This window comes from Komarekiella delphini-convector SJRDD-AB1, assembly GCF_014831675.1.
Lineage (GTDB): Bacteria > Cyanobacteriota > Cyanobacteriia > Cyanobacteriales > Nostocaceae > Komarekiella.
The window spans coordinates 1-13,725 of record NZ_VJXY01000089.1; the positions used below are offsets into that span (position 1 = coordinate 1).

Annotated in this window: 23 protein-coding genes; 4 read left to right on the plus strand and 19 right to left on the minus strand. The window is 44.1% G+C overall.

Annotated elements, in window-relative coordinates; translation table 11 throughout:
* Positions 1 to 107: 107 nt before the first annotated feature.
* The 10 genes from FNW02_RS35520 to FNW02_RS35565 all read right to left on the minus strand — a co-directional run bounded on the left by FNW02_RS35520 (position 108) and on the right by FNW02_RS35565 (position 4,747).
* Positions 108 to 428 carry a hypothetical protein gene (locus tag FNW02_RS35520; RefSeq protein ID WP_225226177.1) on the minus strand — a complete coding sequence of 107 codons (321 nt, stop codon included), beginning with the start codon at positions 426 to 428 and terminating at the stop codon, positions 108 to 110.
* 137 nt (positions 429 to 565) lie between these two features.
* Positions 566 to 1,024 (minus strand): DUF1392 family protein, encoded by a 459-nt coding sequence (locus tag FNW02_RS35525; protein ID WP_191762186.1) that lies wholly within the window; start codon positions 1,022 to 1,024, stop codon positions 566 to 568.
* A gap of 5 nt (positions 1,025 to 1,029) precedes the next feature.
* Positions 1,030 to 1,419: a hypothetical protein gene (locus FNW02_RS35530; protein WP_191762187.1), complete on the minus strand. Its 390-nt coding sequence runs from the start codon at positions 1,417 to 1,419 to the stop codon at positions 1,030 to 1,032.
* Positions 1,420 to 1,437: 18 nt separating this feature from the next.
* Positions 1,438 to 1,617: an HNH endonuclease gene (locus FNW02_RS40360; protein ID WP_225226180.1), complete on the minus strand. Its 180-nt coding sequence runs from the start codon at positions 1,615 to 1,617 to the stop codon at positions 1,438 to 1,440.
* 197 nt (positions 1,618 to 1,814) lie between these two features.
* Entirely contained in the window at positions 1,815 to 2,039 is a 225-nt protein-coding gene (locus FNW02_RS35540; RefSeq protein ID WP_191762189.1) for a hypothetical protein, read from the minus strand.
* A gap of 71 nt (positions 2,040 to 2,110) precedes the next feature.
* On the minus strand, positions 2,111 to 2,908 hold the full coding sequence (locus FNW02_RS35545) for a hypothetical protein (protein WP_191762190.1): 798 nt from the start codon (positions 2,906 to 2,908) through the stop codon (positions 2,111 to 2,113).
* 113 nt (positions 2,909 to 3,021) lie between these two features.
* The gene (locus FNW02_RS35550; RefSeq protein ID WP_191762191.1) at positions 3,022 to 3,219 is read right to left on the minus strand and encodes a hypothetical protein; all 198 of its coding nucleotides are present in this window, start codon (positions 3,217 to 3,219) and stop codon (positions 3,022 to 3,024) included.
* Between the two features lie 18 nt (positions 3,220 to 3,237).
* Complete coding sequence (locus tag FNW02_RS35555; RefSeq protein WP_225226183.1) at positions 3,238 to 3,387, minus strand: hypothetical protein; 150 nt, start codon at positions 3,385 to 3,387, stop codon at positions 3,238 to 3,240.
* A 31-nt stretch (positions 3,388 to 3,418) separates the two neighbouring features.
* Positions 3,419 to 3,754: a hypothetical protein gene (locus tag FNW02_RS35560; RefSeq protein ID WP_191762193.1), complete on the minus strand. Its 336-nt coding sequence runs from the start codon at positions 3,752 to 3,754 to the stop codon at positions 3,419 to 3,421.
* 144 nt (positions 3,755 to 3,898) lie between these two features.
* Positions 3,899 to 4,747, minus strand: a complete 849-nt coding sequence (locus FNW02_RS35565) for a hypothetical protein (protein WP_191762194.1) — start codon at positions 4,745 to 4,747, stop codon at positions 3,899 to 3,901.
* A gap of 148 nt (positions 4,748 to 4,895) precedes the next feature.
* On the opposite strand from FNW02_RS35565, the gene FNW02_RS35570 reads away from it, so the two are divergent.
* The 4 genes from FNW02_RS35570 (at position 4,896) to FNW02_RS35585 (ending at position 6,837) form a co-directional block, all read left to right on the plus strand.
* Complete coding sequence (locus tag FNW02_RS35570) at positions 4,896 to 5,141, plus strand: helix-turn-helix domain-containing protein (RefSeq protein ID WP_225226185.1); 246 nt, start codon at positions 4,896 to 4,898, stop codon at positions 5,139 to 5,141.
* A gap of 152 nt (positions 5,142 to 5,293) precedes the next feature.
* Positions 5,294 to 6,217: a hypothetical protein gene (locus tag FNW02_RS35575; protein ID WP_191762195.1), complete on the plus strand. Its 924-nt coding sequence runs from the start codon at positions 5,294 to 5,296 to the stop codon at positions 6,215 to 6,217.
* Positions 6,218 to 6,250: 33 nt separating this feature from the next.
* Positions 6,251 to 6,487 (plus strand): DUF433 domain-containing protein, encoded by a 237-nt coding sequence (locus FNW02_RS35580; protein ID WP_191762196.1) that lies wholly within the window; start codon positions 6,251 to 6,253, stop codon positions 6,485 to 6,487.
* Positions 6,484 to 6,837: a DUF5615 family PIN-like protein gene (locus FNW02_RS35585; protein ID WP_191762197.1), complete on the plus strand. Its 354-nt coding sequence runs from the start codon at positions 6,484 to 6,486 to the stop codon at positions 6,835 to 6,837. The genes FNW02_RS35580 and FNW02_RS35585 overlap by 4 nt, the downstream gene beginning before the upstream one ends.
* 179 nt (positions 6,838 to 7,016) lie before the next feature.
* Here the strand turns inward: FNW02_RS35585 and FNW02_RS35590 are convergent, their stop codons facing one another.
* From FNW02_RS35590 to FNW02_RS35630, 9 genes are all read right to left on the minus strand, one after another.
* The gene (locus FNW02_RS35590; protein WP_191762198.1) at positions 7,017 to 9,671 is read right to left on the minus strand and encodes an MGH1-like glycoside hydrolase domain-containing protein; all 2,655 of its coding nucleotides are present in this window, start codon (positions 9,669 to 9,671) and stop codon (positions 7,017 to 7,019) included.
* 39 nt (positions 9,672 to 9,710) lie between these two features.
* Complete coding sequence (locus FNW02_RS40365) at positions 9,711 to 9,944, minus strand: SDR family oxidoreductase (protein ID WP_191762199.1); 234 nt, start codon at positions 9,942 to 9,944, stop codon at positions 9,711 to 9,713.
* A gap of 94 nt (positions 9,945 to 10,038) precedes the next feature.
* Positions 10,039 to 10,713, minus strand: coding sequence for an NADPH-dependent F420 reductase (locus FNW02_RS35600; protein ID WP_191762200.1), 675 nt, complete (start codon positions 10,711 to 10,713; stop codon positions 10,039 to 10,041).
* Between the two features lie 234 nt (positions 10,714 to 10,947).
* Positions 10,948 to 11,076: a hypothetical protein gene (locus FNW02_RS39770; protein ID WP_263627853.1), complete on the minus strand. Its 129-nt coding sequence runs from the start codon at positions 11,074 to 11,076 to the stop codon at positions 10,948 to 10,950.
* On the minus strand, positions 11,063 to 11,797 hold the full coding sequence (locus FNW02_RS35610; RefSeq protein ID WP_191762201.1) for an SDR family oxidoreductase: 735 nt from the start codon (positions 11,795 to 11,797) through the stop codon (positions 11,063 to 11,065). Before FNW02_RS35610 ends, FNW02_RS39770 begins: the two co-directional genes overlap by 14 nt.
* 179 nt (positions 11,798 to 11,976) lie before the next feature.
* The gene (locus FNW02_RS35615; protein ID WP_348535503.1) at positions 11,977 to 12,375 is read right to left on the minus strand and encodes a nuclear transport factor 2 family protein; all 399 of its coding nucleotides are present in this window, start codon (positions 12,373 to 12,375) and stop codon (positions 11,977 to 11,979) included.
* Positions 12,376 to 12,379: 4 nt separating this feature from the next.
* A complete protein-coding gene (locus tag FNW02_RS35620) occupies positions 12,380 to 13,171 on the minus strand; it encodes a glucose 1-dehydrogenase (protein ID WP_191762203.1) in 792 nt (263 codons plus the stop codon).
* Complete coding sequence (locus tag FNW02_RS35625; protein ID WP_191762204.1) at positions 13,161 to 13,319, minus strand: hypothetical protein; 159 nt, start codon at positions 13,317 to 13,319, stop codon at positions 13,161 to 13,163. Before FNW02_RS35625 ends, FNW02_RS35620 begins: the two co-directional genes overlap by 11 nt.
* Before the next feature lie 113 nt (positions 13,320 to 13,432).
* Complete coding sequence (locus FNW02_RS35630) at positions 13,433 to 13,618, minus strand: glutathione binding-like protein (RefSeq protein ID WP_191762205.1); 186 nt, start codon at positions 13,616 to 13,618, stop codon at positions 13,433 to 13,435.
* Positions 13,619 to 13,725: the final 107 nt, after the last annotated feature.

A 13,725-nucleotide genomic window follows, 5' to 3' on the forward strand; every position in this document is an offset into this window, starting at 1 on the left:
TTTGTAGCTGGGAAACTTCATCTTTATTCAAGTCAACAATGTACTTTTTCGCCATGTTACACCCCGTTTTTGGCTATTTTACCAATTAGAGGTTTTACTTAGCAAAGTTACCTTGGCAGACTACTAGGAGAATCTGGTTTCATTCTTCCCCAATCCATTGGTAGCCAGTCGTTGAGTGGATCAAGTCCACTTACCCACCATGCACTCTCTGTAGCGTGGGCATATCTTCTCAAATAGGAGTCCCGTAATCGTAGATCGTTGCGTCGGGCGGTTTGAGGTAGGGCGTACAACAGGTACTCGTATACTTCCGAGCCTGATAAGGAACGGACATTTAGTGCAGTGAGGTTGGGGTCAACGGCTGAACCCTTCACCCATTCCTGGTAATGCTTTTGTGCTAAATCGTTGTTAGTCTGAGCGTTAGCTTCCATGTCCCCTCCGTTATTTAGACGCATGAAAATGGAGCGGCATTTGGGGATGCCGCTTTGAAACTGTTCGCTGTGTTTGTGTTGCTTACAAAACCATCAATCAGCCGCCGTTATTTCCTGGCTCCTACGTGAGGCAGGATTCAGACATTGACTCGTACCAAATCTTTCTGGGGTAAAACAATCAGCCGATTTTCGAGGCTGATGGTTTTGTCCAACTTGGGCGACATAGACTCGACAAAGTAAAACCAAGACTCGTTAAATAACTGAAGCCCTAGAATGAGCCTTTGCTTTGTCCCTTGATCCAAAGAAGGCAACATGACACGATTGCCAGGAACAAAAGCAGGTTTTTCTAAAGTAGTAATTTCTAAATTACCAGTACCAATGATTTGGTGTTTTGTAGCGTGGACGACTTGGTAGTTACAAGCAATTGCATAAATCCAGCGATCATCTTTCCATTCCACACCGCAGCAGTAACCAAATGTTTTACTGATGGGGAGGTAAACTCTTTCTAACAACCTCGCTTCAAATGGTGGAATCTGTTGACCCCACTGTGGTGAGAGATACCAGCATCTTTCTAGGGTGGTGATTGCACCAGTCATAATTATTACCCTACCAAGTATTTAATAATTTGCGGGTCTATGGCGGCAATCCGATTAGTAAGTGATTGCGGGGGATTTTTTAAGAAGCGTTTTAAATCATGACTTCTAACTTGATAACAAGTAGCGGAACGCTTTTGAGCTTTCAGCCAACCTTTGCGTACCCATTGAGTAACAGTTGTTGAATGGTAATGAAGAGTTTTGGCTATTTCTTCGCAACTGTAATTATCAAGAATCGGGCGCGTAGAGTATCCTAAAGCGTACAGTTTCTTGCTAATGGCGAATCTTGTCCGGTAATACCCTCGTTTTTTGAGCCGGAAAGCTATTTGCTTGAGGGTGTACATTTGTGCCATTTCATCGAGAGTTAATAACTCTTCATCAGTCCATTTTCTTCTCATGCTTAAATCTCCGATATTTCAGTGATGATAAAACTTATTAGCTGAATTTGGTAATGAATTTCCCCGTTTCTGATTGCAATTAAAACAAGCCAGTCTCAAGTTTTTTATTTGATTATTTCCGCCTCTTGATAACGGAATGTAGTGATCAATCGTCAATGTTTCATAATTCAATTCACAACTACACCAGAAACACTGCATCCCATATTTGGCAATCAGATGTGGCCTTTTATTTCATTTTTGGCTGGTGTACAAGCGTTTATATCGACGAGGTAAGTTAACTTCTGTTGTGGTAGTCAATTCTGTTGAGTTCGTCATACATTATGGAACCTGTAGAAGCTTGTTAGCAAGAATTCTGGAGTCAGAATAGTTAAAAAGTCAGAAAAATATTGTTCTTTCTAAGTGCTGATTCTTGACTGCTGGGTGCTGAATTCTTGTTCTTTAACAATCCGAGCGCTAATCGATTCAAAATCGGCTTGATATATGTTCATATCAATCAGCATTTCGCCACTGTTATAAAGGTCAGTGATATGCTGTTTAATTGCCCATTCGTTCAACTCATCTGGAATATCGATATGTGCTTCACTGGTGATTTTTTCGACTACTGTAACGATGACTCTCATGGGTTAATTCTGCATAGTTAAGTGACGTAAAAAGAAGCCAGAATCTAACTAAATCCTGGCTTCTGTATTCTTCAGGCTGCCCCAACGTTTGCTGTTGCCAACTGTTGCATCCACGCGTTGATTGCTGCTAATTCATCTGTACCATTAGCAACAGCATCAACAACCTGCTTTTGATACGAAGATTCCGCATAATTGGGATGTTCGCACTTATCAGCAGCCCAAGCTAAACACATCGTTCTCACTAGTTCGTCAACTTTGCTAATGTGCAATTGACTGGGGCTATTCGCATCTTGAAATTGCAAATATTCTTTGACTAAATCAAGAGGATAGTCAAATAATGTACGAACTTGTTTTACCCGTAAATCTTGGGGATGTGCTGCTGGTTGTATGCAAGTATCTGTTAAACGTGATTGAATGTCGTGAATGATTGTTGCCCAATCAGCAGCAGGATTCCATTCTCTATAAATCCTAGTTTTAGTTGCTGCATTATAAAGCCGACAGAAAACCGTATTCTCTTCGCCAGCAGTAACAGCAATGATTAGTGGTTTAGAGAAGTCTTGAACAAGGGAAGCAGATAGGAGAAATGTCTTTGCAAAATTCGTTTCTATGCCTGTTCTGATGATATAAATCTCATCTGCTCTGACAACGATATCCAACTTAACGTTATCTTTTCCCTTGAATTCCTTTGTTGTCAATCGCAGTTCTGATAAATAACCAGTTAGCCCCTTTTGGTGTACAGGAATGGTTTTATCTTTTTCAATGTCGTAGTGATACCACAAGTAAGATTCCCCACCTAATTCAGCATTTTTAACATATAAATAAATCGGTTCTGGTGGCTGGCATAAACCTAATTTGATTTCAGTACTCATGTTGACCTCTAAAATGTATGCAGTGTGCAATAATGAAATTTCTTTAGCGCAATGTAGCTTTAAGCCATAGGCAATCGCCTGAATAAAAGCACTCTTCAGGCGAACGCTCTTTTTTAAACCGAAGTTTCTGGCACAATTGAAGGCTGTTGATTATCCTCTAGCTCTTGCTTCAGATAAGAAAGCGCAGTTTGGGCATCACCAATTGTCAAATCAGGGTAATACTCAAGTGTTACAAAATTAGGATGTGCTGCAATCTCGTTAAGGATAAACTTTGCAGCATCAACTAATGTGTACAGATTGGGACAAGACATGATTTATTACTTCTAAATTTAGTTATCTTCAACGACCGACAACAAGAAGCCGTGACCCGTGTTTTGTACCTGCACTAGCTTTTGATCCAGCAGATATTGAATAATGGCTGATGAAAATTGAACACGGTGTAGAGGAGCATAACCACCACAGCGAAGGAGTGAATCCATCAGTCTATAAGAGGTACGCTCCATATAGTTATCAACAGGTTTGGGCATTACTGCGACCTACAGATACTATTGATAGTTGTTGAATGAAGGATTTTATTTGATTCTGATGGCAGTCAATCTCTGCTTTGATTTGTGCTTGTAACTCTTCGGGAGATAGCAAAGTAAACTCATCTTCTAAATAATGGTGTACCTCTTCAGAGTGTTTGTTAGGTGAAATGGTGTAACGCCATCCTTCACCAAATTCTTCAGCAAGGTGAGTACCTTTTTGGTAATAAACTAAACCGACGACAACACCTTTTGTTGTCAGTTGCCCAAAGGTAAACCGTGGATAATCCCAACCGTGGGGAATTGATATTGTGCGTTGCATAGATGAATGGGTGAATGAAGAGATTGGTAAAACTTTGGGAGTGCTTGAATAAAGCTTTCTCCCAAAAAGATAGAAATGAGTGCTTATACTGGGATCAAGCAAATAGTCATATTGAGGTAGTGGGCTTCTATGCCCACTTTTCCCTTACGCTGCGACTAATTCCGCTTTCTCCAGCAGCCGTTGCAGTTCATCACCAGTCATCTGCTCCAGTGGGCGGTATTGCAAGTATTCGTCAGCTGATTCACTGGCCAGTGATACGTCAACCATCGACAGCCACCACACTGCATCTAATGCAGAATCACAGGAGATGCGCTGTTGGGTTTCGTCTTCAGCACGGATAAACCACCAGTTACCGTTAGTCTGTCCTATTTCCCCCAGCTTCTCGTAATTGCGGTAAATGCCATCGTCCAGGATTTCAAACCCAAACTTTTCGCATTCATTGAAAATTTGGGACATGATTTCGTTGCCAGTGGTGGAAGAGGATAAGGGGCAGGGTGCGGGGTGCAGAGGGAAAATATTCTCTCCCATGCTCAGAGTTCCCTGCACAAGTGCTTCTTGTTGCACTGGTAGTGTGCCGTCTTTATGATGCCATGTAATGAAGTTATGGCATTTTGCCCAAGTGTCGGCGCGGTGTATTTCCTTATCGTTGACTATTACTAACCAAGGTTGCGTTACAAAGTCAGCATGGTCATAAGTGATTGCGGCTACAAGTTTGTCGCCGCAGTAATATTCGTGGTCATAGAAGGATATTTCGACTGGGGTCAGTTCTTTAAGTGCTACGGTTTCGGCTTGGGCTGTGGCTTGTTCGTTGGGGGCAGCAGGGGCGACTTTCTCAAGCTTGCTGGCTTGGTATTGAGCGATCGCATTCATCCACGCATCCTTGCACCGTTTGTCTTGTACTTCGACTGTGCAGCCGATTTCGCTGTAGATTTGCTTGAGACGGGCAATAGATTTCAGTTGCAGCTGTTGATGACTGTAAATATTGTGAGTCATAATTGATAAGTTCCTAAAGGGACAGAAGGCGCTTCGATTACCAGTCTGGGGCGCTTTCTTTATACCTAATAGTGTAATCTGTTAATTAACAAGTTGTCAACTGTTTAGTTGACAATTAACATATACTTTTAGAATTGGAATTATGACTATGACTGTGAAAGTAAGACGGATTATTAAGCTAGAAGTTGATGTTCCTGGATTGGGTGAGCGCATTAAGCAGGCCAGGGAAGCTAGAGGGCGACCAGTAACACAGATGGCCAAAGAAGTTGGAATATCTCGTAACTACTGGTATCAGTTAGAAGCGGAAGCTGTTTTGGGTGGTGTAGCAGAAGAGACTCTTCGGAAAATTGAAGAGGTTTTGGGTGTAGATTTAGGGGTGCAGTTTGATGATTGACCCTCAGACTATCAATTCTCTTACTCTCCCGTCTGTCTTACTAGAGAAGCAATGCCTACGGCAGGCTAGGTTTACGCAGTTACCGATTCTACTCAAAATCTACATTGCAATTGACTCAGAGCGAATAGTATCGAAGTAGAAAAGGTGGAATCATGACTAAGCCACCTTCCAAACGTAAAAAAGCCATCTCTGCCGTATCCAGTAATTCAACACGACCAGTAAACCCAGACAATCCAGCTTCAGTCACCATTGATGTGTCTGCTGTAGAAATTCCAGAACTGAGCGATGAAGAACAAAGCGATCGCCTGCTCCTGGAGAGAAAAGTGGAACGGGCGTTTTTTGAAGCTGGGAAGGCGCTGATGGAATTACGCGATCGCAGGTTATATCGTTCGACTCACAAAACCTTTGAAGAATACTGCCGTGATAGATTTGGGCATAGTCGCCAACAATCGAATTATTTGATTGCCGCAGCTGAAGTTTATGAAAATTTGACAACCATTGGTTGTCAAAATGTGGTGAATGAGGATTTGACAACCATTGGTTCCCAAATTCTGCCCACGAATGAGCGTCAAGTCCGTCCCCTTACGAAGCTTGAACCCCAACAGCAGCAAGAAGTGTGGCAACAGGCAGTGGAACAAGCAGGCGGTAAAGTGCCGACTGGTAGAATCGTCAAAGATGTTGTGCAGCGCATCATGGAAAGAACGCAAGTACCAAACACTTACCAAATAGGCGAAGTATGTCAAATTCTTGTGAAGGACAACCTAGAACTGAGAGGAAAGGGTGGGTGCTGGGGGATAGTCAACCACGTTGGCGAATTCAGTTGTACAGTAACGATGTGGGATGGAGAATATACTGTGAGAATCGACTACCTCAAACCACTCAATTATTTAGATTCAGAATGCCAGCAAATGCAGTTATTGTGCGATCGCATCAAGAGGTTGCGGGACAGTGGCAAGCTGGAAGCACCAGCAGAAGCAGTTTTGAAGTGTTTGGGAGAATTGAAACGTCCATATTTGACTAAGTTCGAGGAAAAACTACTGAGTTTTATAGAACAAGAGTGTTTAATTGCTCCTTAGTTCAAGCTATTTTAAAGGTTGAAAATTCTATTTATGGAAGATAATTTGCTGCAACGCATAACCATCAATTCAGAAATTTGTCATGGTCAGCCATGTATTCGTGGACTCCGTTATCCAGTGGAGTTAATTTTGGAGTTGCTCAGTTCTGGTATGACTGCTGATGAAATTTTGGCAGATTATGAGGATTTGGAACGAGCAGATATTTTTGCAGCTTTGGCGTTTGCAACTCGGTTGACACAAGTTAAAAGTATTTATAAGGTAGCACGGTGAAGTTTTTGGTTGATGCTCAGTTACCCACTCGATTGGTGAAGCTGCTGCAACTGGCTGGCTATGATACCATTCACACTAGAGATTTACCTTTACAAAATGCAACGACAGATGTTGAAATCAACACTATCTCCATACAACAAGAGCGCATAGTAGTAACTAAAGATAGTGATTTTGTGGATTCTTTTTTAATTAGCAGACAACCCTATAAGTTACTTTTGGTAACTACAGGCAATATTACAAATACTGAACTATTGGAGTTATTTACTTTGAATTTGTCCCAACTGTCAAACTTGTTTGAGCAACATTCTTTGATTGAAATTAACCGCGATAATATCATTGTTCATCAGTAGAGTTATATAACAGACCCACAAGTTTTACTCAAGAGCAATCAACGGTGCAGCTAATGCCCACACTGGACTGCATCAAGCCATCCACGAACTGCGGCATGGGTCAGTGACGGAGGCGAAGCAGATATTGGCGAGGCAGATTGCGGGGGAGAGCGAATGTGAGGCGTGGTGTTCGCTAACTGTCAACTGTCAACACGCTCGCTACATCGGTGAATTAATTGTGCAATTACTCCTGTCCAGCCAGTTTGGTGGCTTGCTCCTAAGCCAGCACCATTGTCGCCGTGAAAGTACTCATTAAATGCAATCAAATTTCGCCAATGAGGATTCGTCTGAAAAACCTCGACAGCACCGTAGACGGGTCGATGTCCGTTGGCATTTTGTTGAAAAATACTTCCAAGTCGTTTTGATAACTCGATCGCTACCTCATGCAGAGTCATCCATTGCCCAGAATTAGTCGGACATTCTACTTTATAGTTATCTCCTAAGTAATGATGAAATTGATATAAGGCTTGGATGAGCAGATAATTCATCGGAAACCAAATCGGGCCACGCCAGTTAGAATTGCCACCAAATAAGTTGTTTGTGGACTCAGCCGGTTCGTAATCCACCTGATACTCCCGATCATTGACGTGCATAATGAAGGGATGAGCAGCATGAAATTTTGATACCGAGCGAATGCCATAGGGACTTAAAAACTCGCGCTCATCCAACATGCACTCTAAGATCCGCTTTAGCTTCTTGCCATCTATGATTGCCAGTAAACGGCGCTGATGTTCGCCTGTGGTATGCATACAGGCAATTCCAGTGGTGAGGTCTAGGCGATTTTTAATAAACCACTCGGTTCGCTGGCGGAATCCGCTGAGTTTTTCTAACATTTCGGGTTCCAGGGTTCCGATCGCAAATAAAGGCACTAAGCCAACCATCGATCGCACTTTCATGTGACAGTGATGTCCGTCTGAGAAACGCAGCGCATCGTAGAAGAATCCGTCTTCTTCATCCCAGAGGGCAAGTTCATCCTTACCAACTCCATTCATGGCATCGGCAATTCGCAAAAAATGCTCGAAGAATTTACTGGCAATATCTTCGTAGATCGGTTCATCCATCGCCAACTCTAAGGCAATTGTCAGCATGTTCATGCAAAACATTGCCATCCAGCTTGTGCCGTCTGCCTGCTCTAAATCGCCACCTGTGGGTAAGGGGGCGCTACGATCGAACACACCAATATTGTCCATGCCCAAAAAGCCGCCCTGAAAGATATTTTTACCCTCAGCATCCTTGCGGTTAACCCACCAAGTAAAGTTGAGTAGCAGCTTTTGAAATACCCGTTCGAGAAATTTTCTGTCAGCGTATCCGTAGAATTGCTGCTCGATTTGATAGACTTGCCACGCTGCCCATGCATGTACTGGTGGATTAACATCGCTCAGTTCCCACTCGTAAGCGGGCAATTGCCCGTTAGGATGCATATACCATTCCCGTGTCAGGCGTTGCAGTTGTCGCTTGGCAAAATCTGGGTCAATCATTGCCAGGGGAATCATGTGGAATGCTAAATCCCAAGCGGCAAACCAAGGATACTCCCAGGTGTCGGGCATGGAGAGAATATCATCAACATGCAAATGCACCCAATCGGTGTTACGAATACTACGACGCGAATCTGGAGGCGTGAGAGTGCCAGAATCACCTTTGAGCCAATCTTCAATTACATACAGATAAAACTGTTTGCTCCACAACATCCCAGCAAACGCCTGACGCTGGATCGAGCGCTCGTCATCTGGCATGGGAAACGGCGTAATTCGTTGATAGAATTCGTCTGCTTCTAAAATGCGATCGCTTAAAATTTGCTCGAACTCACTGCCAAAGGGATCGACAATATCAGGCGAATCCGCCAGCCGCAAGCGAACAGTTTGCGTTGCTCCCGGTGGAATCATTAATTTGTAGTTAGCAGCAAACTTCGTGCCAATGTGGTTTGGATTCAATGCATCCGAGCGATCGCGGATTAGATACTCATGGAACCCGTCTTTAACGTAAGGTGAGGTATTTTCCACACCATATAGCCGCTGAAAATTCGTTTCATTCTCAGTAAACAAAAGTTCTGTTGCACCTTGACAATAGAGCCAATAATTACTCATGTCAGGATGGGACGTTTCGATGATGCTGAAATCAGAAGCCGATTTCAGCACTTTCAGCAGCGGTTTTTGACTATTGCCATCCCATGACCAAGTATTGCGAAACCAAAGCGACGGCAGTAAATGTAGTGGCTTGGCCTCAGAACCGCGATTGGCGATCGCGATCTGAATTAATATATCTTCAGGTGAAGCTTTAGCGTACTCAACAAACACATCAAAGTAGCGGTCTTCGGCAAATACACCAGTGTCAATCAATTCAAATTCTGATTCCTGCTTGTTGCGGCGACGGTTTTCTTCGACTAGTTGGGTATAAGGAAATGCCTGCTGCGGATATTTATACAAGCATTTCATGTATGCATGAGTTGGCGTATTGTCAAGGAAAAAGTAGTATTCCTTAACATCTTCACCGTGATTGCCTTCGTTGCTCGTTAAGCCAAACATCCGCTCTTTGAGGATCGGGTCTTGCTCGTTCCATAAGGCGATCGCAAAACACAATCGCTGATGATTGTCAGAAATTCCGGCAATGCCATCTTCGCCCCAACGGTAAGCACGCGATCTGGCATGGTCGTGAGGGAAGTAGTCCCAAGCCGAGCCATCGGGGCTGTAGTCTTCTCGAACCGTACCCCACTGCCGTTCGCTCAGGTACGATCCCCAGCGTCGCCAGTAAGCCTTGCGATCGCGGTCTTGTTGCAAGCGTTGTTCTTCTGCGGTCATAGTTCTTTTAATTGAAGAATTTACTCAAAACTATTGCTGTTATTGCTGCCAAAGTCCTGACATAGAACGAGCCAGAGAACTAACCGCTGCTTTCGTCGCCGCATATACCGTTAAAATTGGCAAACCTTGATAAGCAGTCAGAGAAGCATTCAGAATGATCGCGCCTCCATCATTCAAGTCCCGCGCACCCTCACTCAAAAAAAGTTTGGCGGTGGCAAAACCCATACCGCTGCTGCCTCCAGTGATTACGGCTACTTTGTTTTGGAGTTTCATAAATAATATCAATCATTTTTTGAATGTGAGTGATTAAGCAGCTTAAGAAAGCGCTCTTTGAATGAATCACTATCAACAGGCTTTTTTAGTTGCTTCAGGCGTATCCTGGTTTACGTCCGCCTAAGCGTTGTTCCTTGGCTTGTGGAAGTTGATGAACTGAAATTGTTGCATAAGAGCCAAGTTTCCTGCCACCAATCATAAATCGGATAAAGTCGCCTAAACCCTCAACCATCCGCGCACGACGCAATTCGCCACAATCGACAGGGTTGAACCCGATTTCTGCTATCAAATTAATCACCGTCTGCTTTGCCTGCTCGTTATCGCTGCACACAAAGCACGAAACCTGATATTGCCCAAGTGGATCTGGACTCAGTTCAAACACTTCTTGAGCAAAGGTGTTAAAGGCTTTGACTATGTGGGCATTGGGTACGTCGGCGGCAAACTTTTCAGCAATTGATTCTGCAATTGGTTCAAAAGCAAAATCTTCAGGGATGGGTGAGTTATTACAATCAATCAGTACTTTGCTTGCCAACACATCGGTTGCAGAAAAAACCTTAGAGGGTAACTCCCGCACGCCATAAAAAATTACGTCTGCAAACGCCGCCGCTGCATCGTTTGTGCCGCCCCTAGCGCCGTGTCCCGCAAGTTCCGCGATCGCTTGTGCTTTCGCTGCCTCACGAGAACTAAAGAAAACCTCGTGTCCCCGTTCTGCCCAAAGAATTCCTACCGACCTGCCCATGTTGCCTGAGCCAATAATGCCAATTTTCATAAGATTGAGTTTCCTAATTCATCAGTGAATAACCAAATCTCGTGAACGAGTCTTTGATATTCGTGAACGAGTCTTTGATATTCGTGAACGAGTCTTTGATATTCGTGAATGAGTCTTTGATACTCGCGGGCGAGTCTTTGATATTTGCGGGCGAGTCTTTGATATTCGCGGGCGAGTCTTTGATACTCGTGGACGAGTCTCTAATTTTACCTGCCTCTCCTGCCTCCTGCCTCATTACATTTCCTGATTGCTGGGACGAATCAAAATTTCGTTGACGCTAACACGAGCAGGTTGAGTGACGGCGTAAGCGATCGCAGCGGCAATGTCTTCTTTTTGCAACAGCCAATTGCTATACGTAGCCACCGCCTACTTGAAAGGTGTGTCCTGTAATCCAGCGGCATTTTTCACTGACAACAAATGCGATGACATCGGCAATATCTTCTGGTTCGCCAAGTCGATTAAAGGGCGATCGCTCTGCTGCTGCTTTTGCATCATCGCCAGAGTTGGCAAACATCTCGGTTTCAGTTGGCCCTGGTGAGACTGTGTTGACAGTGATGCCGCGATCGCCCAATTCCATCGATAGCACTTTGCCTATAAGTTCAATGGCTACTTTACTACCGCAATATAAACTGAATCCCGGCATTGGGCGGACAACCAGACCGCTAGAAATATTCACAATTCGCCCGTTATTGTTGAGACGATTGGCAGCTTCTTTCATACACAGAAAAGTTCCTTTAGCGTTCAGTCCAAACACTTTATCAAACGCGGCTTCATCCATCTTGGCAACGGGGCCACCTTCTCCTGTTCCAGCATTGTTAATGAGAATGTCAGGTGTGCCAAACTGCTGCTGCGCCTCCTCAAACAGTTTTGTCACTTCATCACCATTACTCAGGTTTGCTTGAATTGCAACTGCTTCGCCACCATTGGTTTTGATTTTCTTAACGATTTCGTTTGCCGAATTAGCATGACCGCCGTAGTGAACTACAACCTTAGCTCCTTCTATTGCCAGTCGTTCACAAATCGCCGAACCAATGCCACCCGAACCACCTGTAACGATCGCCACTTTATCCGTTAAGCTACCCATAATAGACATCTCCTGTGAATTCTGTAAAAAGTACTGAGTGCTAAGTTAGGAGTGCTGTTCACTGAGCGAAGCCGAAGTGTGAGTTTTGAGTTCTGAGTAAGAATTTCTCCTCTACTTCCCTACTCCCTGCTCCCCTGCTTTTTCCCAGTCCCTTGCCCCTACTTTCTTCAAAGACTGGATTACGAGAACAGTTCTGTTGTATCTGTGTAAAATCTGACAGAAGTTACTAAACCTGCTTGATTGCGATCGGTAAAGGCGACTGCTCGCGGGGTTACAGCCTTCCCATCCTGGCGTTTGTAATGGTTTAAGGCTTCTAGAACAAAAAACAAATCACTGCCGTAAATGTTCAGTAACTCGTGTTCCAAGCTATCAAATGTCATCCAGTAATTCGAGAGAAACTGAATAATTGCCTCTTTACCTTGAACAGGAGGCTGATTGTTAGAGAGCATTAGGCAATCCTCTGTGAGGAAGCTGCTATACAGTTCCACGTTTTTGGTATCCATAGCTTGTAAATAGGCAAGATACCATTCGTAGTTCTGGGGCGAAAGTTGATTAATTCTCAGCTTGTCAGTTTTCACAGGCTTATTGTTCCTGATAGTTCCACAGCAAGCCACCGTCAACATAAAAGGTAGAACCTGTAATGTAATCGGCATTAGATGAAGCTAAGAATGCTACTAGGTTTGAGACATCCTCTGGTTTGCCTAATCGTCCTAGCGGAATACTTTTTAGCACGGCGTTGAGTTTTTCTTTGTCTTCGAGTAAATCTTTGTTAATTGGTGTGGCGATCGCCCCTGGAGCAACGTTATTAATTGTGATTCCCAAAGGCCCTAACTCCACTGCCAGATTTCGCATCATCATCTTGACACCGCCTTTACTGACGCAATATGCGGTGAAATGTGGAAACGGTAGTTCTTCGTGAACCGAGCTAATGTTAATGATTTTGCCAGGACTTTTAGTTTCCTTAAGATGTCTGACAAAAGCTTGAGCAGCAAAGAACACACCTTTCAAATTCACATCTACTACCTTGTCGTAGTCTTCTTCACTCACGTCCCAAAAGTCCGCCCGCTTCTCCAGTCCAGCATTGTTCACGAGAATGTCTAGTTTGCCAAAGCGTTCAACACTTTCACTGATTAATCGCTGAACTTCACTAACTTGCCCTAAATCAGCTTGGATTGTTGCGCCGACATCAGATTGCGCCATGTGAAATTTGCCGCCTGCTGCCTGCACTTTATCTAAAGTTTCCTGCGCCCCTTCAGGATGAGAGCGATAGTTAATCACTACACTAGCTCCATCTTGGGCCAACCGGATAGCGATCGCTTGTCCGATCCCTTGACTACTGCCCGTTACCAACGCCACTTTTCCATCAAGTTCCATCGAGTTCTCCCTTTACATTTGAAAATTTGTTCTGACTTCCTTTTTCTGACTTGGTAAATTCTTCTTCATAAATGAGATTCTCTGCGGCAAGGTGCGCTGACGTTCTTGAAAATGCTGCGGTCACTTCCAGCGCCGCTTTTACTGCCAACAATCCGGCATCATTGACCCAAACATCAAGTTTGCCCGTTCAGCCACCATGTCTACTTGAGCGGATTGGCTCATATCTACTGTCACCGCTGAGTCATAAATTTCTCAGTACGCTCAATGAATGCCCTGTTGCGCCATCGCCCGTTGTACGCCTGCATCTTCACACAGATGTTGATAGAAACGGTATAAATTGGGATAGTCGGATAGGGGTTTGGGTAAGTTGTTGCCCCAGCGTGTCATGGCAAAGGTATAGGGGTCAGCGATCGTGCGGCGATCGCCCACTAGTAGTCTACCAAGCAAACTTTGCTAGGTTAAGCTCGGATATAAATGCTGCATTTTCCGGCGAGCGTCTTTGGTTTGGAAACCCCAATACACACTGGCTTTTTGCTTATTACGTTGTTTCTCCC

Bases quoted from the DNA above. Each gene is read 5' to 3' on its own strand.
- FNW02_RS35600 (WP_191762200.1), bottom strand. From the start codon at position 10,713: ATGAAAATTGGCATTATTGGCTCAGGCAACATGGGCAGGTCGGTAGGA.
- FNW02_RS35570 (WP_225226185.1), top strand. From the start codon at position 4,896: ATGACTGTGAAAGTAAGACGGATTATTAAGCTAGAAGTTGATGTTCCT.
- FNW02_RS40365 (WP_191762199.1), bottom strand. From the start codon at position 9,944: ATGAAACTCCAAAACAAAGTAGCCGTAATCACTGGAGGCAGCAGCGGT.
- FNW02_RS35580 (WP_191762196.1), top strand. From the start codon at position 6,251: ATGGAAGATAATTTGCTGCAACGCATAACCATCAATTCAGAAATTTGT.
- FNW02_RS35545 (WP_191762190.1), bottom strand. From the start codon at position 2,908: ATGAGTACTGAAATCAAATTAGGTTTATGCCAGCCACCAGAACCGATT.
- FNW02_RS35565 (WP_191762194.1), bottom strand. From the start codon at position 4,747: ATGACTCACAATATTTACAGTCATCAACAGCTGCAACTGAAATCTATT.
- FNW02_RS35590 (WP_191762198.1), bottom strand. From the start codon at position 9,671: ATGACCGCAGAAGAACAACGCTTGCAACAAGACCGCGATCGCAAGGCT.
- FNW02_RS35560 (WP_191762193.1), bottom strand. From the start codon at position 3,754: ATGCAACGCACAATATCAATTCCCCACGGTTGGGATTATCCACGGTTT.
- FNW02_RS40360 (WP_225226180.1), bottom strand. From the start codon at position 1,617: ATGCAGTGTTTCTGGTGTAGTTGTGAATTGAATTATGAAACATTGACG.
- FNW02_RS35620 (WP_191762203.1), bottom strand. From the start codon at position 13,171: ATGGAACTTGATGGAAAAGTGGCGTTGGTAACGGGCAGTAGTCAAGGG.
- FNW02_RS35555 (WP_225226183.1), bottom strand. From the start codon at position 3,387: ATGGATTCACTCCTTCGCTGTGGTGGTTATGCTCCTCTACACCGTGTT.
- FNW02_RS35550 (WP_191762191.1), bottom strand. From the start codon at position 3,219: ATGTCTTGTCCCAATCTGTACACATTAGTTGATGCTGCAAAGTTTATC.
- FNW02_RS35610 (WP_191762201.1), bottom strand. From the start codon at position 11,797: ATGGGTAGCTTAACGGATAAAGTGGCGATCGTTACAGGTGGTTCGGGT.
- FNW02_RS35540 (WP_191762189.1), bottom strand. From the start codon at position 2,039: ATGAGAGTCATCGTTACAGTAGTCGAAAAAATCACCAGTGAAGCACAT.
- FNW02_RS35525 (WP_191762186.1), bottom strand. From the start codon at position 1,024: ATGACTGGTGCAATCACCACCCTAGAAAGATGCTGGTATCTCTCACCA.
- FNW02_RS35575 (WP_191762195.1), top strand. From the start codon at position 5,294: ATGACTAAGCCACCTTCCAAACGTAAAAAAGCCATCTCTGCCGTATCC.
- FNW02_RS35520 (WP_225226177.1), bottom strand. From the start codon at position 428: ATGGAAGCTAACGCTCAGACTAACAACGATTTAGCACAAAAGCATTAC.
- FNW02_RS35530 (WP_191762187.1), bottom strand. From the start codon at position 1,419: ATGAGAAGAAAATGGACTGATGAAGAGTTATTAACTCTCGATGAAATG.